Below are 24,263 nucleotides of genomic sequence, written 5' to 3'. Positions count from 1 at the left end.
ACTTCCCCGAATGAGTGTGACTGTCAGATAAACGGGGAGGACGTCCCCGGAAATTTCGGATTCCGTCGTGACGCTCGTCACACGACCGGTGGCGCTCCGGGAGCGATCAAGAAGCGCCCGCCCCAGCCTGATCCCGTGGCCCCGAAGCGGCCCCTGGCCCTCACCGCCCTCACCACCCTGACGGCGACCGCGCTGGCACTCACCGCCCCGCCGTTCTCCCGCGCCGTCCCCGAGGCGCCGCCGGCCCGCCCGGGCGCCCCCGCCGGCCGGCACCCCTCGGGCCCCTGCGCCCTCCACCCCCGCACCGACCACGTCTCCGAGAGCACCCGCACCCCGCACGGCTTCAGCCGCTCGGCCGGCACGGTGCGCGCCCTCACCCTCTTCATCGACTTCCCCGACGCCCCGGCCCGCATCACCCCGCAACAGCGGTACGCCGAGTTCTTCCCGGCCGTCGCCGACTACTACCGGGCGAGCTCCTACGGGCGGCTGGACTACCGCTCCACGCCGGTGCCGCGCTGGATCCGCATGGCGCGCCCGTACGCCGCGTACCGGATCACGCGCGGCTCGGCCTTCGACCCGCGCCGCGACGACGGCTACCACGCGCTCTCCCGCGAGATCCTCGCGGCCCTCGGCCGCACCGTGGACCCCGGCCGCTTCGACCTCGTGAACGTCCTGGCCGCCCCGGACGCCGGACCGCCCGCCACCGAGGACGTCCGCTCGGTGACCTTCGCCGGCGCCGGCACGCCCCTGAAGAACGTCTCCTTCATATGGAGCCGCCAGACCGGCGACAGCCCCTACCGCGTCCTCGCCCACGAGAACGCCCACAGCTTCGGCCTCCCCGACCTCTACTACGCGTCCGGCCGCACCGACGACGGCCCGGTCGGCCACTGGGACCCCATGGACGAGGACTGGGGCCCGTCCAACGACTTCCTGGCCTGGCACAAGTGGAAACTGGGCTGGCTCGCCCCCACGGAGGTCCACTGCCTCGCCCGCCCGGGCACCCGCACGATCACCCTCACTCCCACGTCCCGCCCCGGCGGCACCAAACTGGCCGTCGTCCCCCTCTCCCCCACCCGCGCCCTCACCCTGGAGGCCCGCACCCCCGGCCCCCTGGACCACGCGGTCTGCCGCCCCGGCGTCCTCATCACCACCGTCGCCACCGACCGCCCCACCGGCACGGGCCCCGTCCGCACCGAGGACGCCACCCCGGACAGCCCCGGCTGCTACACCACCGACCCGAACGTCAACGCCCCCCTCAGCGACGCCCCGTACACGACGGGCCAGACGTTCACCACGCAGGGCGCGACGGTCCGCGTCCTGGGCCCCACCCCGTCCGGCGACTGGCGCGTGGCCCTCACACGCCACGCACCCCGCCCCACCGCCGCCCTGCCTGCGGCGCCCTCCCACCCGCTACACTGACCGCTGCCCCTGCCTCCGTAGCTCAGGGGATAGAGCACCGCTCTCCTAAAGCGGGTGTCGGCAGTTCGAATCTGCCCGGGGGCACAGAGAGAAGGGCCAGCCCAGGAGGGTTTTCCTCCCAGGCTGGCCCTTCGGCGTTTCCGAGGTCATGCCACAGACGTGCCACTACGGGCCCGCAGGGTCCTTCTCGGAGGGGTCGGGGACCGCCCCCCACCGCCCCCGATCATGACGCCGAGCCGGTCAGCGATGGCTCGATCCCGGTCGCTGGTCATGTGCTGATAGATCAGCACGGCGCGCGAGCTGCTGTGGCCCATGCGGGTCATTAGGTGCTCGCCCCGGCCCCCGCCGGCCATTCGCGCCCACGACGGCGCGAAACTCGTCTAGCCCGAACCCGCTGCACATGGCGGCCTACCAGCACGAAGGAACTTGTATGCACGGGTATACGAGTACAGCCCGGGCTGGGGACTGAGTTGCCCAGGATTCCCCGAGGAATTGAGCCGGGCCCGCCGCTGGACCATCCTGCGCGGCTCCCCGTTAGCCGAAGACGCCGAACTGATCGTGAGCGAGCTGACCTGGCAGTCGCCGTCTCGGCTCAGGTGGTGGCGGTGTCGGTCACGGACGACGGCGGTACGGCCACGGCCCCGAAGGCCGAGCACCAGGACCAGGACGCCGAGCGCGGGCGGGGACTGGGCATGGTCAGCGTCATCGCCCACCGGGTCGTCGTCCACGACAGCGACCAGGGCCACACGGTCACCGCGGAGCTGTACGCCGACGGCCGTCTGGAAGGCCCCCATGCTGAAGCCGCCCCAGTGGGGCTACTGGTGCGAGTGCTGGACCGAGGATCTGACCGAGCAGCGAGGGCCGGCACTGCTGGCATCGTTCGACGCGTACTCGGCAGCGCAGGCTGACCGTTGGGTAGCGGTCGCACTACGCACGATCTCACCTGCGCTGGATGCGGACGCCTCGGATGAAGCGTGGGAGTGGCTGTACGGGGGCCGCATCGAGACCCGGCGAGCCCTGCTGCGCGCCGAGCCGTGCACGGTGTCAGTGACGCACGCCAAGACCCGCGTCACCTGGACGATCCGACCGGTGCTCCTCCTGCCACTCGCACACCACCAGGCAGTCGAACTCCCAGCGTGCGCGTACAACTTCCATCCCCGCCCGACAGACTGAGTTACAACTTTCTCTACGGGTTCAAGTCGGCTCGCTCCGCTCGCCGCGCGCAGCAAATAGCCACCTGATGCCAGAGAAGGGGTACATCGTGGCTGGGGCGGTCGGCTCCGCGGCTTTACGGAGCCACTTTGGCGCGAGCCTCGAAGATCACAGCGCCAACCTCGTGCTTCACCGGGCAGGTCCACAGACTGCCCGAGGCGCCGGAAGCTTACGGGGCCATGATCACTGCGCCGAAGCAGCTCCCCCCAAAGCCGCTCCACCGACCTTTTCGAAAAAGGTTCTCTGGCTCTCGCCACCTGGCTAGTCTCTTCTCATGCCTTGGGACGAACGATACTCATTCCGAGACTGCCCGTGGTGTGGTCTCACGAATACCCGGCTGACTACCATCAACGTCGACCAGCAAGTGGTTGACAAGTGGAGTGAGCGTAAGTTTTGGGCAACGCTCGGATGCCCAGCATGCGGAAACGCCGTTCTGGTGCGTCACGGCGCCCCCGACAGCGACGACACCAAAGTGTACGAGGTAGTGCCGACCTCCTCTCACGCCAAGACGGACATCAGCCACCTGCCAGAGGACGTAGCGCGCTACTACAACGATGCCCTACTCGTGCTTCGCGTTGGCGTGCCAGACGCCGCCGCCGTCCAACTCAGGCGCACGCTGGAAGCCGCCGCAGCCCACTACGAGATCAGAGAAAAGATTCTCATGAAGAGCATCGAAAAGCTGATCGCCGACGGCCATGTCACGCAATCGTTCGGGCCACTTCTGCATCACATCAGATCCATCGGCAATGTGGGCGCCCATGCGAGTGATGAACGAGTGGACCAAGAAACGGCAGAGCGGGCGCTTCGCTTCACAACCCAACTTCTCCGAAACCTCTTCGAGGTGCCGGGTGAACTTGACGAGCTAGCGAAGAACGGCACAAAGTAAGGGCAACTCGACTTAAGGCGCGAATTAATGGCCCTGTTGCGCTATGAGGCAGCAGGGCCCACTTCACCCGCGCAAGGGCGACGACTTGAACCCGAAAACTATCGCCCTCTTCGCGACGCAAATTCGACGAGCCTCTGACTGACGGCTGCCACGGCCTCAGACATTTCAAGCTCCCGAAGCTGAGGTCGCGAAATACCCAGCTTGGCGAACTCCGCGAGATCGAGCAGATACATACTGTTTCGCACTTCCACGCAGCCAATGCTTTGCAGAAAGTCGAGTGCAGTACGTGCCCGCCGGTTCTCACCGATAATAAGGTTGTCAACGAATGGCTGGAAGAGGGCGGCTTCCCCCTTTTTGGCGTCTTTGAATCGCAACACAATGCGCCGCAATTCCAGATACAAGGCCGACGCCTCGCGGGCATTTGAGTGCGGCTTGGAAGGGTTCAGCTTCTTCTGATATTGCGTCCAGGGGTAATACAAGTCATCACAGAGCACGTGGAGTTGTGCGGACTCGACCCGGATCTTCACATTCTCGCTGATGAGATTGGCAGCGTTGAGCAGGACCGGCATTTCGGCTTCATTCCCTGTGCCGAACACCTGGACGTCTTTAGCCACGACGAGCAGGTCGTGGCAGACGACGTTGACACTCGGCCCGAATTTGAAGGAACTTCCCTCGCCCCCGAGCATCACCTCCGGCACCTCGTAAATCTCCGCGTTACTCAACTCGCGCGGAAACGTCAGTGTCAGGCTGCCCTCGTACGACGCAAAGTCAAGGGGCCCCATAGTAAAAATCATCTCATCTTGCGGCTTTGACGATACGGCGTAAGACGCTAGCAGTCTGTTGCCAGTCCTCCCTGCCGTGAAGTGCAGGGTGTCACCTGCAACACACATCGACTTGAAGGATTCGTAGAGGGCGCCGAATAGTTCAGAGTGGCAAGTGCTGACCGAAACCCCCTTAACTCGCGTAAGAGCATGCGTGAAATACGCAAACATCGGCGAATGCTTCCACTCAGAAGAGAGTAGCCGACTTCGAATTGACACCCCAGCATCACCTGCAGTCGTGACGCTAGCTAGAGATCGCGCCGTCACGTAATCACGAAAGATTACGTTGAACCATTCAGAACCGCGCAAGAAGGGGTGGTTTACCAGCTGCGCTGTAACAGCCGCTTCGTAGGGGTCCCGAAGCCGCTCAGGCAGATGGGCCGGCAGCTCTACCGATGTCGGAATGTTTTCTACATAGTCAAGGAGGCGTGTGCACTGCTCCTCGGGGGCATACAGGGCAGCCGACAGCCGACGATCCCCAAATGATTCGAACTCCATAGTTTCAACGAACTGAGTTACAAACTTATCTTGTTCTCGAACCAGGAGATGGTCAATTACCTGCGCGACTAGGTGCCAATGCGCTGTTCCCTCTGCCGCTTCCGATGACGAGAAGTCTCGATGCAGCGATGTGAAATTGTCCACCGCCAGAAATTCTGCAGCGACGTCCAAGACCGGTGCATATCCGAGGAAATCTCGGACAGATGGATCTTCCCAGATATCTGAGCTTCGGCTAGAGATGACAGAAGCCAAGAGAGAGAACAGGGTATCGCGAGCTTTTTCATAGGGAGCAAGGTAGCGGCGGTGCACAGGTTCTTTCCCCGAAGCTGCGTACACCTCGACCATTCGAGCATCCAAGTACGTTTCCGCTTGGGCGCGCCCGAAGGGAAGAATCTCGAAGTGGGAGTACTGGAGACTCCGCTCCTTGAATAGCTCGGTCAAGGACCGCGCGCTTTCAGCTCGGGAGAGCATGATCATTGCAGGGTTATCCGACATATCGGATGCGGTTTCGGCCACGTCCCGGAGAAAGGCCTGGAAGTTCGCTTGGCCGGATCGGATCTCCGCCTCGTCAAGCGCATCAATGATCAGGGTCGCGCAGCCACCCTTCATTTCTTCGACAAATTTTCCAGCTTTTCCTGGACCCATTGACTTCCACAACGCCCCTTCGAGTGCGTTGCTTCCTACGTGAAGTGTCGAAAGGTCGACGATGGGTGCCTTAAGTGTGTTACTCAAGTAGCGCGCTGCTGTTGTTTTTCCTACGGCAGCTGGCGCCGTGATCAGGATGAGCGAGGGAGTCACCGGGGCACTGTCATGCGTAATGCGAATCTCAGGAATGACATAGTTTTCCTTCGGTTTGCGTTCCTCTCGTACACCCTTTGAGTCTGAGATCAAACCGACCCAGGATCCTTGCACACCGCAAAGATTAGCCAGATCACTAAGAAGCACGCCTTCTCCCCACCCGCAGATCACGTGAACTCACATGCATAACATGCCAAGCCGCCTCCTGTCCTCGGATCCATTCTTTTGCCTGCCTGGGTTGACTACGAGGTCGACGACACCGGCAACGTGGTGGAGGCCGGTGGGGGGTGCAGTGAGGCACACGTGCGCCTGGGTCGGTCGGCGTCCCCGCCGTCGTGGCTGACTGTCGTCGGCTGAGGTGCAGAGGGGACGCAGCAAGGGTGTCCGCCGTCGCCGAGGGCGGCAAGGCTGGCCGCCCCCGGGCCGTCCGAGGTCGCTCGACAGTGGCCAATGACGACCAAGCAGGCACCCGTGCCCACTGCCCCTGGCCAGCGAAAACCCAGCTCACCAAGCTCCCCGACAACACCCAGGGCAAGAAGACACCGGCGAGCGGGGAGCTTTGACCACGTGTGGCCGCAGGTCACGGGCGGCTGTCCAGCGGCACAGCGTGTGCATCATGAGGCATGGGGATCGATCTGGAGCTGCACTCGTCACGGCCGGCTCACAACAACTGGCGCAAGTCCCGCGTGACACTCCTGCGGAGTTCCTACGAGCACGGCGACGCGCTGGCCGATGCGCTCGGCTCGCTCCAGCTCCTTGGAGTGCTGGGGAGGCTCACTGCCGTAGATCCGTACGGGGGCATGTTGATGAACGAGCAGGAGGCCGCAGCCGCCCTCCAGGAGATCCACGGCCTAAGGCAGAGATGTGACGATGAACGTCAGCTAGCCGCACTGGGAACCTCGCAACGATGCTGGAGGAGTGCGCAGCCACCCCAGGCAGTTACTTGTGGTTCGCGGGCGACTGAAGCGCATGCCACGTCCGCTGTGTGAGTGTCTAACTGCGCGACAACGCCCACGCACAACAGCGAACAAGCGCGGACGTCCGCGGACCATCAGCACAGGTGAGAGCTGTCCCAGCCCCAGGCAGGGCCCTCACCCAATTTGCTTCGGGACGAAGAGGGCATCACCCAAGGTCTCACCGCTACGCTTCCGCCGGCACGGCTTGCTCTGGACGACGGCATGGCAGCGTGGCTGAGGCCGGTGGGGGTGCAGCGAGGCACACGGGTGCGTGGTCGGTCGGCGCGCCCTCCGTCGTGGCTGACTGTCGTCGGCCAAGGTTCGTCCCATGACCGTGCCAGATCCAGGGGTCAGCTACGGTCAACAGCGGTTGAGAGCGGTCGAGTTGTCAGCCAACGCATCAGGTATCGAAGCCCCAGGTCAGTAGTAGGACACCCCAGCCGCTCTCCTAAAGCGGGTGTCGGCAGTTCGAATCTGCCCGGGGGCACCAGCAGGAACGGCCCCGGACCGATCATGGTCCGGGGCCGTTCGCGTCGTCCGGCGTCACTTCGCGCCCTACGTCACCGCGGCATTGACCAGTCGTACGGCCGCCGCCGGGTCGTCAGCGGCCCAGTGGACGCGCTCGGCCGTCACCACTCCCCCGCGGCGCAGCCGCACCGGAACCGGCCGGTCGAGTTCGAGCACGACACTGGTCGCGCTCGTCACCGAGCAGGCCACGGCCGTTTCGTCGTCCGGTACACGCCGCAGCCCGTGCCCCGGCGCGGAACCGTGCGCGCGCCGTGCCGAGCGCACGGCCGTGAGCGGGATCGCCAGCTCCCTGAAGGGCCCCGTACGGATGCGCAGCACCGGACCGTCGATCATGTGCGGCGTGCGCACGGTCATCGCGCAGAACCCGAGCGAGAGCACGAGGAGGACGACCGTCCACAGGATGTGGAGCGCGCGGAGCGCCGTCGGAACGATCGTGTCGATGGGCAGGCCGGTGACGAGGTCGGTGGCAGCCACGGCCCAGACCACCATCCGCGCGTCGGCGGAATGAGGGATGAACCGCTGCCCGTCCGCCGGCTCCAACGGACGGCGCCCCGACCACAAGGCCAGATCGCGCAACATCTCCGCACTCCAGGCGGCAGCGGAACTGCGGCGCGGGTTCACCGCGCCCACGGACATGTGATCGTCGTCGGGGACTTTCGCAAAGGACACGCCGCCAGCCTCGCCGCACGTTACGCGTCTCGGCAGTGACAAGCGTCATCGATCTCTCCATGCAGCCGGACTTTCCATATAGCCGGAATGACACCTTCCGACCGATACGATCACGCTTCGCATGGTGTCTGGTCACGAGAGCAGGGGAGCTCCGTATGGCGAGATCCGGATTGGTACGCACGGCCGCCGCGGCCGCGGTCGTCGCGGTGATGGTGGCGGGGGGCGCGGTCGACGCGTCCGCCGCGGGGCGGGAGGGCGCGCGGGGCGCACAGGGTGCCCAGGGGGCGGTCGCGCCGGACAGCGCGGGCGTGCGCGCCGCGTTGCAGCGCACGCTGGACGCGGGCGCGCCGGGCGCGTTCGCCGTGATCAAGGACCACCGCAACCCCGGCGCCGACCAGACGCTGAGCCTGGGCAAGGCCGACCTCAAGACCGGCACGCCCATGAACGCCGGCTGGCGGTTCCGGGTGGGCAGCAACACCAAGATGTTCACCTCGGTCCTGGTGATGCGCCTCGCCGAGCAGCACCGCATCGACCTGGACAGGCCGATGCGCGACTACCTGCCGGCCGGAACGCTGCCGAGCGACTGGGCTATGACGGTCCGTCAGGTGATGGAGCACCGCGCCGGTGTCTACGACCACACCAACGACCTCCTCGAACAGCCCGGCGAGGAGACCACCCAGGTCTACGAGCAGCGCATCCGCAACAACGTCTACGACCCCAAGGCCCTCGTGGCGATGTCGGTGAAGCACGGCATCCAATACCCGCCGGGCACCGCCTACGCCTACTCGAACACCGACTTCACACTGCTCGGCATGGCCGTCGAGCACCTCACCGGCCGCCCGTACGCCGACGTGCTGCGCGAGCAGGTCATCGAGCCGCTGAAGCTGCGCCGGACCTCGTACGTCGTGCCGGACAAGCGCATCGCCGGTCCGCACGTCACCGGCTACCTGACGAACGACGACCGCAGCAAGCCGCTGCTGGACTCGACCGAGCAGACCGGCTCGTGGGTCGGGACCGCCGGCGCGGTGATCTCCAGCGCCGCCGACCTCGACCGCTTTCTGACCGCCCTGGTCGCCGGCAGCGCCGGCGGCCTGGTCTCGGACGACTCGCTGCGGCAGATGACGACCGCGATCCCGACCCCCACGGCGAAGATCAGCTACGGGCTGGGCGTCCGCGAGATCGCCCTGTCCTGCGGCAAGGTGTACGGGCACGGCGGCATCGTCCAGGGCTTCCAGACGCAGTCGTTCGCGACCAAGGACGGCAAGCGGACGGTCGTGGCCTTCGCCAACGCGTCCAACAACGGCGCCGTCACGCAGGGCCTGATGGGCACGCTGGAGCCCGCGTTCTGCGGCAAGCAGCCCGCCACCTCGTTCACCGCGGGTGGCGGCGGCACGCGCGGCACCGTTCCGGCCGTCGAGGACAGCCGCATCTGAGCCGCCGGGCTCCCCGCCGTCAGCCGGTGACGGCGGGGAGCCGCTTCGGCAGCACATGCGTCGGCAGCCCGCCGCTGTCGGCCGAGCGTGCCGTCTCGCCCAGGATGGCGGCGGCCGAACCGGCCGTGTCACGGGTGATCCGCCGCGCGCCGACCGCCGTCGTGCGGACGGCCGTGCCGCCCGTACGGCCCACCGTCGGCACCGCCTTCCTGACCGCCCTGCCACCGGCCTCGCCGACCAGCCCCGTCGTCTGCTGCGCGGCCCCGTCCACCGTGTCGCCCAGGGCGCCGGGGTCGACGGCGGTCAGCGCGCCGAGGTCCGGGAGCCTCGGCAGACCGGCCGCCGTCTGGGCCGCACCGGCCGATCCCGCGGCCCCCACGGTCAGGGCGGCGGCGGCCAGCGTGGCCGCAGCGAGGACTCGTCGCATCAGGGCTCCTCCAGTGATCCGGTGATGACGGTTGGGCTCCTGCGACGAGAACGATCGGGTGGGCGAACGGGACACGTCGCCCGTCGGGCTTCAGGCGGGCCGGATGTTCTGGTTGACGTGGAAGACGTTCTCCGGGTCGTACGTCCGCTTGACGCGCGCGAGCCGGTCGTAGTGGTCGCGGTAGGTCGCCCGTACGCGCTCCTCGCCCTCGCCCGCGCCCATGAAGTTCACGTACGCGCCGCCCATGGAGTAGGGGTGCATCTCCTGCCAGTAGTCGACGCACCACTGCCGGACGGCGCCGGCGTTGGCCGGGTCGGGGTCGATACCGGCGAACACGCCGGACCACCGGGCGTCCCGGTAGCTCCACGCGGTGTCGCCGCGGCCGAGCCGGTGGGCGGCCCCGTCGACGGGGTAGAGGTGCATGGTCGACAGCGGGGTGGGCAGCGCCTCGGCGTACGTGCGGTGCACATCGAGCGCGGCGTCCGGGATCTCGTCGAAGAAGTCGCCGCGCCAGTACCACTGGAGCCCTGGCGGAAGCAGCTCGTCGAACATGCTCTGCACCGCGGTGTACGGCATCGGCGCACCGAACCCGAAGGCCGGCCGTCCCGGCTCGTCCGCCGCGGCGAGCACGTCCCGGACGCCGTCCTCGATGCGGTCCTGATCGCCGGTGCGGCACCACACGACGCCGCACATCTTCCGCCCGTGGATCTTCTCCGGGAACGGCGGCGCGGGCGGCACGGTGAGCACGGCGAAGAACCCGTACACGTCGTCCGGCGCCTGCGGGAGGAACTCGCGGTACCAGCGCAGCACGTCATGGAGCCGTTCGAGGGGCCAGAGGGTGAGGGCGAGGCCGACGGTCCCCACCGGGTGCAGATGGAAGGTGAAGGAGGTGACGACCCCGAAGTTCCCGCCTCCCCCGCGTAGCGCCCAGAACAGCTCCGGGTGGCTGACCTCGCTGGCGCTGACCAGGCTGCCGTCGGCGAGCACGACGTCGGCGCCGAGCAGATTGTCGATGGTCAGCCCGTACCGGCGGGTGAGGTACCCGTGCCCGCCGCCGAGCGTGAGGCCGCCGACGCCGGTCGTCGAGACGATCCCGGCGGGCGTGCCGAGCCCGAAGCCGCCCGCGGCGTGATCCAGGTCCCCGAGCAGGCTGCCGCCTCCCACTTGGGCGATCCTCGCCGCGGGTGCCACCCGCACCCACCGCATCGGCGCGAGGTCGACCGTCATCCCCCCGTCCACGAGCCCGAGCCCGGGCCCACTGTGCCCGCCGCCGCGTACGGCGAGGTCCAGCCCGTGATCACGGGCGAAGCGGACGGCGTCGACAACGTCGACGGCGTCCGCGCACCGGACGATCGCCCCGGGCCGTTTGTCGATCATCGCGTTGTAGACGGTCCGGGCGCCGTCGTAGGCGGGGTCCTGCGGACCGATGACGGGGCCGCGGAGCGCTTCGCTTGCCGCGGCGAGGGTTGCGCTGTCCATGCTGGTCATGGCCGCCCCCAGCGGGACGAGGAGCTGGCAGTTCCAGGGTCCCGCCGGTGGGTGAGGGGTGCAATTCAGGCGCGTTCGAGGTGCTTGACCCAGCGGCTCCACTGCGGCTCGGGTGCGTAGCCGGCCGCGTCCCACGCCTGGTGGGCGAGCTTGTTGCGGTCCAGCACCATGGCGTCGCCGCGTCGCCCGCCCAGGGCGACGAACCGCTCCTCGGCGGCGGCCAGCAGGGCCCTCGCCACGCCCCGGCGGCGGTGGGCAGGGTGCACGGCGAGGCGGTAGAGGTGGCAGCGCCAGCCGTCGAAGCCGGCGATCACCGTGCCGACCAGCTCGCCCTCGCACTCGGCGAGCAGCAGCGCCTCGGGGTCCCGTTCGATCAGCCGGCTGACCCCGTTCGGGTCGTCGCTGATGCTCGTGCCTTCCGCCGCCACCGCCCAGAAGGCGAGGACCGCCTCCAGGTCGGCGGGAACGGCGGAACGGATGTGCAGCGTGTCCATGCCACCCATCCAAGCAACTAGCGCACCGGCGCGGAGATCGAATTTTGCTGCCCGAACGGATTAACCGTGCGCCCCTGCCGAATGGGCCGCCCGCGTCCCGGGGACGCTCGGGATGCCCGTCCCGGACCCGCCGGCCCTGCCGGAGCGAAGGAGCAGCCCCGCCCATGACCTCCGAGAAGCGTGTGATGGCCCCAGGTGTCTTCGTCCAGGAGGTCGCCGGCGGCGTCCGCATGATCGAGGGCGCCGCTACGTCCACGCCCGCCTTCCTCGGCTCCCTGCCCGGCGGGCCGGAGGATCCGGTGCTCGTCCGCGACCGGGCCGCCTTCGACGCCGCCTTTCCCGAGAAGGGGCCCTCCACCACGCGCGACTGCGTCAACGGCCACTTCGCCAACGGGGGCGGCCCCTGCTACGTCGTGAACGTCGCCCCGCCCGACGCGGATGCGGACAACCTCGACCTGCAGAGCGCGCTGGCGGCTCTCGAATCCCACTCCGACGTCCACGTCATCGCCGTCCCCGACCTGTGGAGCGTCCCGGAGGCCGCCCCGGACATCGCCCAGCAGGTCGCCGACCACTGCGTCGCCATGGGCAACCGCGTGGCGCTGCTCCACACCCCGGAGGGCCTGAGCGTGGGGGAGGCCGCCGCCGTTCCCGAGCGGCTCGGTCTCGGCGACCGGGCCCGCGAGTTCACGGCTGTCTACTACCCGTGGGTGCGGGTGCCGGGCCCCGGGGACACCCCCACCTGCGCCCCACCCGTCGGACACGTCGCCGGCGCCTGGGCCCGCACCGACGCGGGGCGCGGCGTGCACAAGGCTCCCGCCAACGAGTCGCTCGTAGGGACGCTCGGCCTGGAGCGCGAGCTCAGCGAGAAGGAGCTGACGACCCTGACCGAGGCGTCCGTCAACGTCCTGCGGGCCTTCCCGCAGCGGACGCCCACGGTGTGGGGCGCCAGTACGCTCTCGCGCGACCCCCACATGCGCCATCTCAACGTCCGGCGCTACGTGAACTTCCTGCGCGACTCGATCGTGCAGAGCACGGGCTGGGCCGTCTTCGAGCCGAACAACGAGCAGCTGTGGGATGCGATGCGTACGGCCGTCGAAGGCTTCCTCACGGAGCAGTGGCAAGCGGGGGCCCTGCACGGCAGGACGGCAGAGGAGGCGTTCTACGTCACCTGCGACCGCACGAACAACAGCACCGACCGGGGCGACGTGATCGCCAGTATTGGGGTGGCGCCGATGCGTCCGGCGGAGTTCGTGCGCTTCGACGTCAGCCAGGCGGCAGGACAGGCGGAGGAGCTGTAGGCGCGGCGCTCACCCCCGCCTCCCCGCGATTCGATCGTGCGCGGAGAGCAGCCGCCTACGCTCACCGAGGCGGTCAGGCCCAGGCGGCCCTCCCCGCGTGCGCGGGGAGCAGACTCCGTGACCTGCGACTTCCTCACCGCATCCCCGGCGTTTTCATCACTCTCACCGACCGCGACATAACGGACCTCTCCGCCTCCCTACCCCAGAGACGCCCTGAGCATCGCCCACTGCGTATCCGCCCAACGCACCCAGCATGTCCCACAACCGGCTGCCACGAGCAGCTCACGTCAGAACATGTTCCGCCCGTCCCTGCAATTGCTCCTCCGCAGCCTGCAGCGCGGCGCGCAGGTCCGCGGCCGCGGTGAGGGTCGTGCACTGGCCGGGGTTCTCGAACGGCAGGATCCACAGCCGGTCCGCCAGGTACTTGCAGGGCGCCGGCGCCCGCAACTCCCACCCCGCCGGATGAACCGTCGCCCCGAACACCCCCACCAGCCGGTACCCCGTCCCCAACGGCACCGGCCACCACGTACTGTGCTCCGCACCAGCCACCAAATACACCCCGACATGGCAGCCGTTCTCCCGCAGCCACGTCCTCGCCAGACGCGACAACCAGAAGCCCGTCTCCACCAGATCCCACCGCCGCCCCACCACCAACTGAGCCGAACGACCCAACCCCCACTCGCTCAAGGCAGCATTCGGATCCGCAGCCGCCTGCGCCAGCCAGCGCGCCATGTCGGTCATCGGCCCGCCCCGCAGCCGGGCCGCCTCGCGGCGGCACACTCGTATCGCTTGACGTGCACGTCTCTCCCCCAGGTCATCGTCCGAGAAGGGTCCGGACACGACCGTAGGTCGCCGCACGTTGCCGAGAGGGCACGGATTGTGCCCCCTCACACCAGCGGTGTCAGGCAGCCAGGAGACCGAGCCTCACGCCCAGTTGAGCTGCCTGACGGCGGCGGTTCGGGCTCTTTGACTCCGACTCCTCAAGGATGATCTTCCGTGCGAACCCGTTGTAGCGAATGGTTTCGGGGGCGGCTTCGAAAGCCTTGTCCAGTGTGGTGAGCGCGGTTTCCGGCTGCCCGGCCAGCTGGTAGGCGCGGGCCTCCTCGATGCGGTGCCGGGCCCGGCGGGGGCGGGAGGGGATGGTCGCCGCGTCGGCTGCCGCCGCCTGGCGTACGGATTCGCCGCCCGCGTGCAGCTCCACCGCAACGGTCACCGCATGCGCCCCCATGACGGCACGGGAGAACGACGTCACGGGGTGGTAGTAGTCACCCGGCAGACGGTCGGCCATGGCGCGGGCGGTGTCCCAGTGGCGCCATGCGGTGCCGCTGTCGCCCCGCCGGGCTGCGGTGTATCCGGCCTCGAAGGTGAGAGCGCCCGTGATGGCGAGGACGTCGTCGGAGGCGCCGGGCAGGAGAGGTTCGAGGTAACGGAGGGTCGCGAGGTTGACGGCGTCGGCGGCGTCGAAGTGTGCGTAGCCGGAGTCGCGGTGCGCCTGTGTCGTGAGCCATGCCGCGATACCGATGATGTGCGCGTCCTCGGATTCCTGGGCGGCGACCATGGTGCGCTCGGCCACCCGCCAGAGCAGGGCGGGGTCAGGCTGGTAGGCGAGGAAGAACTGGCTGAGGCTGTACGCCTCCGCGAGGGCGGCCTGGGCCGTGCGGCGGTCGGCCGCCGTGTCGGCCTCGCGGGCGGCGAGTTGGGCGTCACGGATGAGATCGGGCAGCAGGGCACCGATGACGTCGCGGTGGTGCGGTGCGGAGTGGCGTGCGCGCCAGGCGTAGGCCAGGCGGGACCGCAGCTCGGCGACGGGCGGAGCCGGGGCCGACGTCGTCTGCGGGAAAGCGTCGACCGCTTCGCGGACGGCGGGCAACCGTGCGTGTCCGGGGCCTGCGAACAGATCGACGCTCGTGCTCTGGTCGCCGGTCAGTTCGGCGAGGTCGCGCACGCGGAGGATCTCGGCGATCCGCAGGATCACGTCGAGCTTCGGCGTCTGCAGCCTTCCGTTCTCGATCTGCTTCACCCACGAGGGGGACTTGCCGAGCAGGCCGGCGAGGACGGTGCGGGGAATTCCCCTTCGGGTGCGGAGGAGTTGCATGCGCTGGCCGAAGACCAGCGAGTCGGCGTTCGGGCCGTGATCGGCTTCGGGTGACACATCGAGCCCCTCTCTGAAGAGCCTGTCCCCGTCAGGGTAGGGGACGGCTCGCTCCCCGGATTTCGCCGAACGCATGACGCCGGAAGGCATGGCACGGCCGCCGAGGCCCGGCCCCGATTCCCCCGCACAGGTGATCATTCCCCCACCCCCGCCCACTAAAGTTGATCCGTCACCGCTGGTCACCCCACCCGCGCCCCGGGGGCGCGGCCGGGTGGACGGCATGTCGGTACGTGCGCGGCCGGGGTCCATCGGGAAGACGCCCCGGCAAGGGGAGGGGCAGGGATCCGTATGAGTCGGCGCTCCAGTGGACTGATAGGGCTCTGGGCCGAGGCGCAGCGGCAGCAGCAGCGGCAGCAGGAGGCGCGGCAGCGGGCCGTGGTGCGGGAGCAGCGCGAGCGGGAGAAGGAGCAGCGGGCGCTGGAGCGGGAACGGGCCCGGGCCGATCGCGAGGCGCGGCAAGCGTACCGGCAGGCGCGCGAGGCCGAGGCGCGGCAGCGGACCGAGGAGATGGAGCGGCAGGTCGAGGAGTTGCAGGGGCTGCTGGTGGCCGGCTGCCGGGCGCCCGGGTTCCGGACGCGGGCGCTGGAGCGGGCCGAGCAGCTGGAGCCGTTCCACCCGGGGCACCTGGGGCAGCCGGTGCCGATGCCCGATCCCAGCCGCTACCGCGGCTTCGGCAACCGCGCGCAGTTCGAGCACGACTGGCAGGCCGCGCAGGCGGCCGAGGCGCACCGGCAGCAGCAACTGGCCGCGTACCGGCAGCAGTACGACCAGTGGGCGGCCGGCACGCTGGCCGAGATCCGGCAGCACAACGCGGGGATCCGGGAGATGGTCGGCGCGCTGCGGGAGGGGGATCCGGACGCGGTCGTGGAGTACTTCTCGGCCGCGCTGTACGCCTCGCCGGCGTGGCCGGACGAGTTCCCGCACCAGATCGCCGCCGCCTACGACCCCGGGGCCCGGCAGCTGGTGCTGAACTGGGAGCTGCCCGGGTTCGAGGTCGTGCCGGAGACGAAGTCGGTGCGGTACCTGCCGACCGCCGACGAGGAGAAGGAGACGGCGCGGCCGCTCACGCAGCGGCGGGCGGTCTACCGGGACGTGCTGGCGCAGTGCGTGCTGCTGGCGGTGCGGGAGCTGTTCGCGGCGGACGAGTTCGGGATCCTGGAGTCGGTCGCGCTCAACGGTTTCGTGGACGACCACGATCCGGCCACCGGGCGGCGGACGCACATCGTGCTGGCCTCGGTGGGGGTCGACCGGAGTACGTTCGCGCAGTTGCATCTGGAACAGGTCAGCGCGGTGGAGTGCCTGACCGGCGGGCTCGGCGGTCAGCTGTCCGCCAAGCCGGACCAGCGCGTGGCCGTGCGTCCCGCGCGGCAGCCGGACGAGGTCGGGCGCGGGGTGGTGTCGCACGGCGGCGGGGACGATCCCGATCTGTTCGAGATGGACCCGGTCGAGTTCGAGGCGCTGGTCGCGGAGCTGTTCCGGGCGCGCGGGATGCGCGCGGTGATGACGCAGCGGTCGAACGACGGCGGTGTGGACGTCGAGGCGCTGGACCCGGACCCGATCAGCGGCGGCCGGATCATCGTGCAGGTCAAGCGGTACCGCAAGACCGTGCCGCCGACGGCGGTGCGGGATCTGTACGGGACGGTGCAGGGGGCCGGGGCCAACAAGGGCGTGCTGGTGACGACGTCCGGTTTCGGCCCGGGCTCGTACGCGTTCGCGAACGGCAAGCCGCTCACGCTGGTCTCGGGCGAGGAGCTGGTGGAGCTGCTCGCGCAGCACGGGCTGCGGGGGCGGCTCGGGGGCGGCGCCCCCCGGCGGGCGGACAGCGGCGCGGGGGCACCCGCCGGCGCGCACAACGTGCTGGGCATGTCCTGGTCCGGCCGGGTCGCGCTCGACGTGTGCGCGCTGGTCTGCCGGGGCTCGCGCGTGCTCAGCGACGATCACTTCGTCTTCTACAACAACCAGCGCACCCCGGACGGCTCGGTGCGCGCCGCCGCGCCGTCCGCCGCGGACAAGGCCGCGCTCCAGGTGGCCTTCGACGCGCTGCCGGCCGACGCGGACCGGCTGGTGCTGGCGGCGGCCATAGATCCGGCGGTCAATCCGGACGCCGATCTGTCGGAGTTCACGGACGCCCGGATCCGGCTCGCGGATGCCTCCGGGGCACAGCTGGGGCAGCTGGAGGTCTCCGACGGGCGGCCCGGCGAGACGGCGCTGGTCCTCGGCTCCTTCCGGCGGCGGCCGAACGGCGACTGGGACTTCGTGATCGGCGGCCGGGGGTACGCCGGGGGGCTGGAGGCGCTGGTGCAGGAGTACGGGATCGAGGTCGCCTGAGGGTCCTTGATCCGGACCGTTCCGGCCCCCGCTGTCGGTGGGGGCCCATAGACTCCTGGAATGGCCCAGTCCACGCAGACCCCCCAGGAAACCGACGCCGCGGAGATCGCCGAGGCCGGCGATGCCCTGCGCTGTCTGCGGCGCGTCTTCGGCTACGACGCGTTCCGGGGCGAGCAGGAAGAGATCATCGAGCATGTCGTGGCCGGCGGCGACGCGCTCGTCCTGATGCCGACGGGCGGCGGCAAGTCGCTGTGCTACCAGATCCCGGCGCTGGTGCGGCCGGGCGTCGGGATCGTGGTCTCGCCGCTGATCGCGCTCATGCAGGACCAGGTGGACGCGCTGCGCGCGCTGGGCGTACGGGCCGGCTTCCTGAACTCGACGCAGGATCCGGACGAGCGCCGCATGGTCGAGGCGGAGTTCCTGGCCGGCGAGCTGGATCTGCTCTACCTCGCCCCGGAGCGGCTGCGCGTGGACGCGACGCTGCGGCTGCTGGAGCGCGGGAAGATCTCGCTGTTCGCGATCGACGAGGCGCACTGCGTGGCCCAGTGGGGCCACGACTTCCGACCCGACTACCTCGCGCTCTCCGCGCTGCACGAGCGCTGGCCGGACGTGCCGCGCATCGCCCTGACGGCGACGGCCACGGAGGCCACCCGCGCGGAGATCGCCACGCGGCTGCGGCTGGAGGGGGCGCGGCATTTCGTCGCGAGCTTCGACCGGCCCAACATCCAGTACCGGATCGTGCCGAAGAACGACCCGAAGAACCAGCTGCTGGAGCTGTTGCGCACGGAGCACGCGGGGGACGCGGGCGTCGTCTACTGCCTGTCCCGCAAGGGCGTCGAGGACACGGCCGCGTTCCTGGCGGGGCACGGGATCGAGGCCCTGCCGTACCACGCCGGGCTGGACGCGGCGACGCGCGCCGCGAACCAGTCGCGCTTCCTGCGCGAGGACGGCGTCGTGATGGTCGCGACGATCGCCTTCGGCATGGGCATCGACAAGCCGGACGTGCGCTTCGTCGCCCACCTCGACCTGCCGAAGTCCGTCGAGGGCTACTACCAGGAGACCGGCCGCGCCGGGCGTGACGGGCTGCCGTCGACGGCCTGGCTTGCGTACGGGCTGCAGGACGTCGTCCAGCAGCGGAAGCTGATCGACGGCTCCGAGGGCGACGACGCGCACCGGCGGCGGCTCGCCGCGCACCTGGAGGCGATGCTGGCGCTGTGCGAGACGGTCGAGTGCCGCCGCACCCAGCTCCTGGCCTACTTCGGGCAGCGCGGCGCCGGCGCCTGCGGCAACTGCGACACCTGTCTGACCCCGCCGGTCACCTGGGACGGCACGATCGCCGCGCAGAAGTTCCTGTCCGCGGTCTTCCGGCTGGCCCGGGAGCGGCGGCAGAAGTTCGGGGCGGGGCAGATCATCGACATCCTGCTGGGGAAGAAGACCGCGAAGGTCATCCAGCACGACCACGACGCGCTCACGGTCTTCGGCATCGGCACGGAGCTGAGCGTCGCCGAATGGCGGGGCGTGGTGCGGCAGTTGCTGGCGCAGGGGCTGCTGGCGGTCGAGGGCGAGTACGGGACGCTGGTGCTCACCGAGGCGAGCGGCGAGGTGCTGGGGCAGCGGCGGCAGGTGCCGTTGCGGCGCGAGCCGGAGAAGCCGGGGCGCTCCGCGAAGAGCGGCGCCGCGGGCAAGAGCGGCGGCAAGCGGAGTGCCGCCGCCGTCGCCGATCTGCCCGAGCAGGCGGTGCCGGTCTTCGAGGAGCTGCGCGCCTGGCGCGCCGCGACCGCGCGTGAGCAGGGCGTTCCCGCGTACGTGATCTTCCACGACGCGACGCTCCGCGAGATCGCGACGGCCCTGCCGGGCTCGCTCGACGAGCTCGGCACCATCAGCGGGGTCGGCGAGAACAAGCTGGCCAAGTACGGCGAGCCCATCCTCGGCGTGCTCAGTGGTGCGATCGGCCCTTCAGCCGAGCCGGCCTCGGCCTGATCCGCTGCTGCGCCGCCGTGACGGCGGCCGCGTAGCGCGGGTCGGGGCGCAGGGCGTGCTCGCGGCGGCACGCCTCGGTGAACTTGATGACGTGCTCGTCGCCGTGCTCGACCGCGCGGGCGACGAGCTCGTCGAACGGTGGCGCCTCCACCTCGGTCTCGCGTGCGACGCGCACCGCGTCCGCTTCCTCCGCGCGGTCCTGCGTGAAGGTCAGCAGCAGCGTGGCCTGTACGTGCCAGAGCGCGGCCACCGTCGGCTCGTGCAGCTCGGCCGGCAGGTGCGGCAGCACCAGTCGCGCGGCGGCGGGCGCGGTGACGCCGTGGATCAGGGGCACAGGGAAGACCTCGGGGTGCGCGAGGTAGACGCCCGCGAATTCGGTGGTCATCTCGCTCAGCAGCCACTGCGCCCGGCCGGGCGCCGGTGCGGTGAGGGCGTCGGCGTAGCCGGGCAGCTCCTCCGGGTGCGCCAGCCGGCGCCCGGCGGCCTGCCGGCCGCGCGAACCCTCGGGGTAGGGGGTGCGGCGTACGGAGGCGATGGCGGCGCCCAGGTCGTGCGTGCCGCTCAGGCGCGCCTCGCCGGGGAGGTGGGCGAAGCGGGCGGCCCAGTAGCCCAGGCCCCTGGCCAGCTCGGTGAGCTGGGCGGGGGTGGGCCGGTCCGGGACGACGGACAGCGAGCGCACGGCGTGCGCGGTGCGGATGAGGCCGTGCGTGAGCCCGGCGAGGAGCCCGGGTGTCAGGCGGGGCCACCAGCGGGTGAGGACGTCGCGCCAGTGCGCGTCCGCGAGTTCGCGGGCGAAGAGGGCCTCCCAGTCGCCGGCCCGGGAGAAGTCGCCGAGGGCGGGCCGCCAGGAGGACTCGTCGGCGGGGTCGAGCGGGAAGCGGGGCGCGGGCACCTCGTGGTGCGGCATGGCGTGGCGGTAGCCCTCGACCCAGTCGGCGACGGCGTCGCCGTGGCCGGTGGCGGCGAGGGCTTCGGCCCCCATGGGGCCGTGGTTGGCGAGGTCCGCGCCGACGCCGCGCTCGTATCCGAGGTCGGCGAGGCGGTCCAGGGCGTCGTTGAGGGCGTCGGTGTAACCGGTTGCGGGCATAATTATCCGGCTCTCCAAACAGTTCGGATATCCGAAGCATCTAGACTCGCAGTATGCCGCACGATGCCCACGCCGGGAAGCCGTCCAGGCTGCCGACGCCCGAGGAGACCGAGGCCATCGGCCTCGTCCCGCTGCTCTCGCCGTACATGCGGCAGGCCTCGGCCCAGATGCCGGGCGCGCTGCGCGCGGCTTTCGACGCTCATGGACTGACGGCCCGTCATGGCGCCGTGCTGCCGCGGCTGCTCGCCGAGGAGCCGCTGACGGTGAGCGAGCTCGCGGCCCGCCTGGGGCTGTCGCTCTCGACGGTCAGCGAGCTCGTCGGCGCCCTCAACCGCGCCGGCCTCGTCGACCGCCGCGAGGACCCGGCGAACCGCCGCCGCACGCTGCTCAGCCTCACCCCGGAACACCGCCCGCTGGTCGAGCAGTTCATCGCCGCCCGCTCGGCACCGCTGCTCCGCGCCCTGGACAGCCTGTCGCCCCGCGACCGGGCGGGCTTCATAGCGGGCCTGACGGCGTGGGCCCGGGAGGCCGCCCGGTCCTGAGGCCACTCCGCGGATACGTCCGACGGCCGCACCCCCACAGGGTACGGCCGTCTCGCCTCAGCTGAGCGACTGGAATGCGGACCAGCCGCCTGTCCCGATCGCGCGCGGGTCTCCGTGTCCGCTCGGGGTGACCTTCGGGTAGAAGAGCAGCCCGGCGTTCTCGTTGTCCGTCGTCGCCCACAGATCAGGCGTGCCGTCGTTGTCGCCGTCGCCGCCGGAGGTGATCAGGGGTCGCGTCGTCGGCCACCAGTTGCGCCCGATCTGGACGCGGCCGGAGAGGGATCCGAGTCCCTCACCCGCCGGGCCGGTGCCCTGGTAGAGGAAGAGCGCTCCCGCGGACCGTTCGCGTGCGATCAGGTCGGCGTGCTTGTTGCCGGTGACGTCGCCGGCGGCAGCGAGGTCGTAGCCGCTCCAGCCGCCGTCACCGACGAGGACCGGCGGCTGGTCGATGTTCTCGTCCAGGTATCCGCTGGGCGATCCGAAGTACAGCCACAGCTGGTCGCCCTCCTTGACCAGGAGGTCCGGGTAGCCGGGGCGGTCGCCCTCACCGATGGTTCCGTCCCCGTCGAGGTCGACGGGGCCGTCGACATCGCCGATCGCAAGGATCTGCGCGGCCTTCTGCCAGTGGTTGTTCTGCTCGTCGTAGAGGCGGAGTTCACGGGGCGGGGCGTCCGCGAGCTCGCCCCGGCCGTCGTTGGGGCGGACGTACAGCTTGTTGACCTTGTCGACGGGGTCGAAGCGGCGCTCGACGAGGTCCTCGTAGCCGTCGTCCGTCCAGTCACCACGGTGCGTGATGAGCGAGTCCTTGAAGTTCTGGCCGGTGGCCAGGACGCCGGGGCCTACGCTGCCGTCGCCGAGCCCCGCGTAGATGCGCAGGTCCCCGTTGGTGCGCACCCCGTACATGTCCGGAGTGCCGTCGCCGTTCAGGTCGCCGGGCTTGTCCTTGGCCTTCAGGCCGGCGGCGTAGAAGAGGTAGGCGGTGAGGTCCGAGCGATTGCCCGCCCGGTCGACGCTACGGACGTAGATCTTGTGGGGGCCTGCGGCCATCGGCGCGATCTTCGCCGTGGCCGGACCGCCCGGTGTGTCCGGCTTGGCTGTGTTGACCGTTGAGTTCCAGTCGTTCCAGTACTCGTACTTCTCCACGTCCTTCACGCCGCCGGCGCTGAAGGTGAAGGTTCCGGGCGTTCTGACGGTGCCGGTCTCGGCGGGCCAGCCGTTGCTTCCGTCGGGGTACTCCGCGGAGGAGACGGCAGGGGGATTGCTCGGGCGGGACTTGTCGACCGTGAAGCGGCACGGTTCGGCCGGCGCCCAGGGGGACAAGGACCGTCCGTCGCCCGCACGCACCTGCCACGAGTGCAGGGCGCCGTCCTTGAGCACCGACCTCGGCACCGTGACCCGGGCGACGGTTCCGCTGGTGACGGAGACGGTCTGGTCGAAGACGGATGGAGACCCGTCGGTGTTCCACATGTTGAAGCGGGCCTTGACCGTTCCGCCGTCAGGGTCACTGATCTTCGCGAACAGCTGGACGTCCGTGTCGCCGACGGTCGTCAGCGCGCCGGCCTGACAGGTCACCGACGGGTTGGTACCGACATCGGTAGGCGTGTTGGGCGGCGCCTCGTACTCGGTCGAGAGACTGGCGGTCCTGGCGTCGAACTTCTTCCAGCCGAACGTGTCCGACTCGTCCGCCGCCCGGAGCCCGAGCGTCCAGTTCGACCACTTGCTCTGCTGAGCCTGCTTCGTCGCGGCGGTCACGTCGAAGGCCAGGTTGCCGCCCGGGCACGAGCTGCCCCAGCCCTTCGACTCCTTGACCGAGTCGATCTTGGTGTACCAGTTGGGCTGGTTGTTCCAGGACGTCTTCGAACTGATGGTTCCCGTGTCCCAGATCTGGACCTCGCGGGCCTGGCAGGACCACGACCAGGTGTTCTTGATGCGGAACGTGGACCTCACGATCTGCTTGTCGCTGTCCCACAGGCCCTTGGTGTCCATCTGGAAGAAGGAGCGTCCCAGCCCGTCGGTCTCGTTCTCGTAGCCGATCCGCGCGTCGTTGGTCGTCTTGCCGGATCCTCCCCAGCCGGATCCGTTGAGGAAGGCGCTGTTGGGGTACTTCTTGTAGGCCAGCGCCCAGGCCTGCCGGCTGCCGGAGATGTACGGGTCGATGTAGACCGGGTAGTGGGTGTCTTTTCCGGTGAGCAGCTTCTGATCGGGAGTCAGCGCGAGGTGCCGCTGCCCCGCCTCGATCGGCACCGCCGACTCCTTGGCTCCGGCGCCGGGCTGGAACACGTTTTCCGGGGAGACCTCGGAGGAGCCTTGGGGGGAGGCCGCGCGGGCCATCGAGCGCGCGGCACGTGGAGCGGACGACCGGGGAGTGGAGCTGTCCCACATGCGCGGGGTGGGAGCCTGGAAGACCTCCTGCCCGGCGGGGTTGGTGGCGCTCAAGTTCCCGTGCTCGTCGGTTGACACCTTCACGCCGTCGGCGGCCATGCCGAGCTTGACGGTCTTCAGCTCGGGGTTGGCCGCCGCCTGCGGAGTCTTGACCACCAGCAGCTGGGCGAACCCGTCCGAGCCGGCGCGCAGCATCAGGTCCACGTCGGGCAGGACGTTCGGATAGGTCGCCGTATCACCTTCGACGGCGGGCTTCGGCAGCGCCTTCGGCCACGACAGCGCGATGCTGCGCCCGTTTCGCGTGACGGTCGCCAGCGGCCCGCTGCCGCCGCCGGAGAACTCGACACCGACGGCCGTCGCCTTCGGGGAGAGACGGCCGCCCTTGGTCTTCTGGAGGGTGGCGTCTATGTCCACCAGCTTGCCGCCCTTGCGGACGCGCTGGGGAACGACATAACGCTCCTCGGTAAATGTGCCCGAGGGGTTTGCGAAGACAGCGGACGACTCGGTCCGCCGAGATATCACCTCAACGGGCTCGCCCGTCTCCTTGGCCTGTGCGGCAGCGCGTCCGACGGCGGATGCCTGCGGCAGGTCCTGCCTGCTTTCGGAAAGTGGAGCAGCTGCGGCAAGCGGCGGAACGATAGTGGTGGCGAGAACTCCACCGGCAAGGGCGCCGACGAGGAGAAAACGCCGGCGTGCGCGCGGTCTGTGACGGGACGGCGGTGCAGGCATGACGATCCTTCGATGGAACGGAAGAGTCTGGATTCGCGACGCCTGAAGCAAAGAGCTTAAAGCATGCGCCAAACGAGAGTAATGCAGGGCCCTCAAGAGAAGACTGCGCCTACTTGAGTCGGCATCAGGACGACCA

Annotated in this window: 17 protein-coding genes, 2 tRNA genes and 1 pseudogene; 11 read left to right on the top strand and 9 right to left on the bottom strand. The window is 69.5% G+C overall.

What is annotated here, in order from left to right; all coding sequences use genetic code 11:
• The first annotated feature begins 135 nt into the window (after positions 1 to 135).
• The 5 genes and pseudogenes from AB0K09_RS00905 (at position 136) to AB0K09_RS00885 (ending at position 3,517) form a co-directional block, all read left to right on the top strand.
• Entirely contained in the window at positions 136 to 1,419 is a 1,284-nt protein-coding gene (locus AB0K09_RS00905; RefSeq protein WP_366063037.1) for a M6 family metalloprotease domain-containing protein, read from the top strand.
• A gap of 11 nt (positions 1,420 to 1,430) precedes the next feature.
• Positions 1,431 to 1,503: transfer RNA gene (locus tag AB0K09_RS00900), tRNA-Arg, on the top strand.
• Between the two features lie 346 nt (positions 1,504 to 1,849).
• Positions 1,850 to 2,198 (top strand): annotated as a pseudogene (locus AB0K09_RS00895) (ATP-binding protein); the annotation flags it as partial.
• 13 nt (positions 2,199 to 2,211) lie between these two features.
• A complete protein-coding gene (locus tag AB0K09_RS00890) occupies positions 2,212 to 2,592 on the top strand; it encodes a hypothetical protein (RefSeq protein WP_366063036.1) in 381 nt (126 codons plus the stop codon).
• Positions 2,593 to 2,905: 313 nt separating this feature from the next.
• Positions 2,906 to 3,517, top strand: coding sequence for a DUF4145 domain-containing protein (locus AB0K09_RS00885; RefSeq protein ID WP_366063035.1), 612 nt, complete (start codon positions 2,906 to 2,908; stop codon positions 3,515 to 3,517).
• A gap of 98 nt (positions 3,518 to 3,615) precedes the next feature.
• On the opposite strand, the gene AB0K09_RS00880 is transcribed toward AB0K09_RS00885, so the two are convergent.
• The gene (locus AB0K09_RS00880) at positions 3,616 to 5,781 is read right to left on the bottom strand and encodes a hypothetical protein (protein ID WP_366063034.1); all 2,166 of its coding nucleotides are present in this window, start codon (positions 5,779 to 5,781) and stop codon (positions 3,616 to 3,618) included.
• 1,221 nt (positions 5,782 to 7,002) lie between these two features.
• Here AB0K09_RS00880 and AB0K09_RS00875 point away from each other — a divergent pair.
• A tRNA-Arg gene (locus AB0K09_RS00875) sits at positions 7,003 to 7,080 on the top strand.
• Positions 7,081 to 7,145: 65 nt separating this feature from the next.
• On the opposite strand, the gene AB0K09_RS00870 is transcribed toward AB0K09_RS00875, so the two are convergent.
• Positions 7,146 to 7,787: a hypothetical protein gene (locus AB0K09_RS00870; RefSeq protein WP_366063033.1), complete on the bottom strand. Its 642-nt coding sequence runs from the start codon at positions 7,785 to 7,787 to the stop codon at positions 7,146 to 7,148.
• Positions 7,788 to 7,942: 155 nt separating this feature from the next.
• On the opposite strand from AB0K09_RS00870, the gene AB0K09_RS00865 reads away from it, so the two are divergent.
• Entirely contained in the window at positions 7,943 to 9,220 is a 1,278-nt protein-coding gene (locus tag AB0K09_RS00865; protein ID WP_366063032.1) for a serine hydrolase domain-containing protein, read from the top strand.
• A gap of 19 nt (positions 9,221 to 9,239) precedes the next feature.
• Here the strand turns inward: AB0K09_RS00865 and AB0K09_RS00860 are convergent, their stop codons facing one another.
• The 3 genes from AB0K09_RS00860 to AB0K09_RS00850 all read right to left on the bottom strand — a co-directional run bounded on the left by AB0K09_RS00860 (position 9,240) and on the right by AB0K09_RS00850 (position 11,638).
• A complete protein-coding gene (locus AB0K09_RS00860; RefSeq protein ID WP_366063031.1) occupies positions 9,240 to 9,647 on the bottom strand; it encodes an ATP-binding protein in 408 nt (135 codons plus the stop codon).
• 90 nt (positions 9,648 to 9,737) lie between these two features.
• A complete protein-coding gene (locus tag AB0K09_RS00855) occupies positions 9,738 to 11,126 on the bottom strand; it encodes an FAD-binding oxidoreductase (protein WP_366063030.1) in 1,389 nt (462 codons plus the stop codon).
• A 74-nt stretch (positions 11,127 to 11,200) separates the two neighbouring features.
• Positions 11,201 to 11,638: a GNAT family N-acetyltransferase gene (locus AB0K09_RS00850; protein ID WP_366063029.1), complete on the bottom strand. Its 438-nt coding sequence runs from the start codon at positions 11,636 to 11,638 to the stop codon at positions 11,201 to 11,203.
• A gap of 155 nt (positions 11,639 to 11,793) precedes the next feature.
• Between AB0K09_RS00850 and AB0K09_RS00845 the strand changes: the two genes are divergently transcribed.
• A complete protein-coding gene (locus tag AB0K09_RS00845; protein ID WP_366063028.1) occupies positions 11,794 to 12,927 on the top strand; it encodes a phage tail sheath subtilisin-like domain-containing protein in 1,134 nt (377 codons plus the stop codon).
• 282 nt (positions 12,928 to 13,209) lie between these two features.
• Here the strand turns inward: AB0K09_RS00845 and AB0K09_RS00840 are convergent, their stop codons facing one another.
• The gene (locus AB0K09_RS00840) at positions 13,210 to 13,668 is read right to left on the bottom strand and encodes a hypothetical protein (protein ID WP_366063027.1); all 459 of its coding nucleotides are present in this window, start codon (positions 13,666 to 13,668) and stop codon (positions 13,210 to 13,212) included.
• A 160-nt stretch (positions 13,669 to 13,828) separates the two neighbouring features.
• Positions 13,829 to 15,022 (bottom strand): helix-turn-helix transcriptional regulator, encoded by a 1,194-nt coding sequence (locus AB0K09_RS00835; protein WP_366063050.1) that lies wholly within the window; start codon positions 15,020 to 15,022, stop codon positions 13,829 to 13,831.
• A gap of 345 nt (positions 15,023 to 15,367) precedes the next feature.
• Between AB0K09_RS00835 and AB0K09_RS00830 the strand changes: the two genes are divergently transcribed.
• Positions 15,368 to 17,407, top strand: coding sequence for a restriction endonuclease (locus AB0K09_RS00830; RefSeq protein ID WP_366063026.1), 2,040 nt, complete (start codon positions 15,368 to 15,370; stop codon positions 17,405 to 17,407).
• 60 nt (positions 17,408 to 17,467) lie between these two features.
• Positions 17,468 to 19,387, top strand: coding sequence for a DNA helicase RecQ (recQ, locus tag AB0K09_RS00825; RefSeq protein WP_366063025.1), 1,920 nt, complete (start codon positions 17,468 to 17,470; stop codon positions 19,385 to 19,387).
• On the opposite strand, the gene AB0K09_RS00820 is transcribed toward recQ, so the two are convergent.
• Positions 19,344 to 20,474 (bottom strand): hypothetical protein, encoded by a 1,131-nt coding sequence (locus AB0K09_RS00820; protein ID WP_366063024.1) that lies wholly within the window; start codon positions 20,472 to 20,474, stop codon positions 19,344 to 19,346. The genes recQ and AB0K09_RS00820 overlap by 44 nt on opposite strands.
• Before the next feature lie 53 nt (positions 20,475 to 20,527).
• Here AB0K09_RS00820 and AB0K09_RS00815 point away from each other — a divergent pair, with 53 nt between their 5' ends.
• On the top strand, positions 20,528 to 21,016 hold the full coding sequence (locus AB0K09_RS00815) for a MarR family transcriptional regulator (RefSeq protein ID WP_366063023.1): 489 nt from the start codon (positions 20,528 to 20,530) through the stop codon (positions 21,014 to 21,016).
• A 57-nt stretch (positions 21,017 to 21,073) separates the two neighbouring features.
• Here AB0K09_RS00815 and AB0K09_RS00810 read toward each other — a convergent pair whose 3' ends face one another.
• Positions 21,074 to 23,812, bottom strand: a complete 2,739-nt coding sequence (locus AB0K09_RS00810) for a VCBS repeat-containing protein (protein WP_366063022.1) — start codon at positions 23,810 to 23,812, stop codon at positions 21,074 to 21,076.
• Positions 23,813 to 24,263 lie beyond the last annotated feature (451 nt).

It is taken from the genome of Streptomyces sp. NPDC049577, from assembly GCF_040675635.1.
Taxonomy (GTDB): domain Bacteria; phylum Actinomycetota; class Actinomycetes; order Streptomycetales; family Streptomycetaceae; genus Streptomyces.
The sequence above is the reverse complement of the archived record's forward strand: the minus strand, read 5'-3'. Positions and strand labels throughout refer to the sequence as shown.

Bases quoted from the DNA above. Each gene is read 5' to 3' on its own strand.
- AB0K09_RS00860 (WP_366063031.1), bottom strand. From the start codon at position 9,647: ATGCGACGAGTCCTCGCTGCGGCCACGCTGGCCGCCGCCGCCCTGACC.
- AB0K09_RS00835 (WP_366063050.1), bottom strand. From the start codon at position 15,022: ATGCAACTCCTCCGCACCCGAAGGGGAATTCCCCGCACCGTCCTCGCC.
- AB0K09_RS00840 (WP_366063027.1), bottom strand. From the start codon at position 13,668: ATGACCGACATGGCGCGCTGGCTGGCGCAGGCGGCTGCGGATCCGAAT.
- recQ (WP_366063025.1), top strand. From the start codon at position 17,468: ATGGCCCAGTCCACGCAGACCCCCCAGGAAACCGACGCCGCGGAGATC.
- AB0K09_RS00850 (WP_366063029.1), bottom strand. From the start codon at position 11,638: ATGGGTGGCATGGACACGCTGCACATCCGTTCCGCCGTTCCCGCCGAC.
- AB0K09_RS00855 (WP_366063030.1), bottom strand. From the start codon at position 11,126: ATGGACAGCGCAACCCTCGCCGCGGCAAGCGAAGCGCTCCGCGGCCCC.
- AB0K09_RS00815 (WP_366063023.1), top strand. From the start codon at position 20,528: ATGCCGCACGATGCCCACGCCGGGAAGCCGTCCAGGCTGCCGACGCCC.
- AB0K09_RS00830 (WP_366063026.1), top strand. From the start codon at position 15,368: ATGAGTCGGCGCTCCAGTGGACTGATAGGGCTCTGGGCCGAGGCGCAG.
- AB0K09_RS00865 (WP_366063032.1), top strand. From the start codon at position 7,943: ATGGCGAGATCCGGATTGGTACGCACGGCCGCCGCGGCCGCGGTCGTC.
- AB0K09_RS00845 (WP_366063028.1), top strand. From the start codon at position 11,794: ATGACCTCCGAGAAGCGTGTGATGGCCCCAGGTGTCTTCGTCCAGGAG.
- AB0K09_RS00820 (WP_366063024.1), bottom strand. From the start codon at position 20,474: ATGCCCGCAACCGGTTACACCGACGCCCTCAACGACGCCCTGGACCGC.
- AB0K09_RS00890 (WP_366063036.1), top strand. From the start codon at position 2,212: ATGCTGAAGCCGCCCCAGTGGGGCTACTGGTGCGAGTGCTGGACCGAG.
- AB0K09_RS00885 (WP_366063035.1), top strand. From the start codon at position 2,906: ATGCCTTGGGACGAACGATACTCATTCCGAGACTGCCCGTGGTGTGGT.